This is a genomic window from Sphingomonas sp. 66-10, from assembly GCF_001897045.1.
Taxonomy (GTDB): domain Bacteria; phylum Pseudomonadota; class Alphaproteobacteria; order Sphingomonadales; family Sphingomonadaceae; genus Sphingomonas; species Sphingomonas lycopersici.
On record NZ_MKRR01000149.1, the window covers coordinates 1 to 1,013 of the forward strand.

At 62.4% G+C, this 1,013-nt stretch carries 2 protein-coding genes; both read left to right on the plus strand.

Annotation, left to right across the window (positions count from 1 at the left end; all coding sequences use genetic code 11):
- Positions 1 to 327, plus strand: a 327-nt coding sequence (locus BGN95_RS22255; protein ID WP_286774026.1) for an isochorismatase family protein, incomplete at its 5' end; no start/stop codon positions are given.
- On the plus strand, positions 327 to 1,013 hold a 687-nt coding region (locus BGN95_RS22260), incomplete at its 3' end, for a polysaccharide deacetylase family protein (RefSeq protein ID WP_286774027.1). The genes BGN95_RS22255 and BGN95_RS22260, both read left to right, overlap by 1 nt.

Below are 1,013 nucleotides of genomic sequence, written 5' to 3' on the forward strand. Positions count from 1 at the left end.
GCCTTCGACGACCGCTGCGAAATCGATCACGAGCGCGACGCGATCTACACCAAACGGATGCCCTCGGCGTTTTTCGAGACGCCGCTGCAGAGCCTGCTGGTGTGGCATAAGGTCGATACCGTCGTGGTGACGGGCGGCTCGACCTCGGGCTGCGTCCGCGCGACCGCGGTGGACAGCCTCAGCCGCGGCTATCGCACGATCGTCCCGATCGAGACCTGCGCCGACAAGCATGAAAGCTATCACTTCGCCAATCTGACCGATCTCCAGCTCAAATATGCCGATGTCGAGCCGGTGCAGACGGTGATCGACTGGCTGGAGGCACGCTGATGCGCGAGGGAGAGAAGGATCCCGGGCTGTACGATTTCCGGCCGTATCGCGATCGCGCAAAGCTGGAATGGCCCGAGGGCAAGAGGGTCGCGGTGTGGGTGTCGCCCAATCTCGAATTTTACGAGATCGACCCGCCCGCCAATCCGCAACGCAAGAGCTGGCCCAGGCCGCATCCCGACGTGGTCGGCTATGGCCACCGCGATTATGCCAATCGCATCGGGCATTGGCGGATGGCCGAGGTGATGGAAAAACACGGCTTCAAGGGATCGGTGTCGCTGTCGGTCGCCTTGTGCCAGCATCACCCCGATGTCGTCGCCAATGCCAATGCGCTCGGCTGGGAATTCTTCAGCCACGGCATCTACAACACCCGCTACAGCTACGGGATGGACGAGGCGCAGGAACGCGCGATCATCGAGGATTCGATCCGCACGGTGCGCGACGCCACCGGCCAGACGATCAAGGGCTGGCTCGCGCCGGCGCTGACCCACACCCCGCGCACGCTCGATCTGATCGCTGACTATGGCATGACCTATACCTGCGATCTCTATCATGACGACCAGCCGGGGCCGGTCCATGTGAAGCAGGGCCGGCTGGTATCGATGCCGTACAGCATCGAGGTGAACGATCATTACGGCTTCTTCGTCTACAATATGAGCCCGCGCGACTATGCCGATACGCTGATCCGG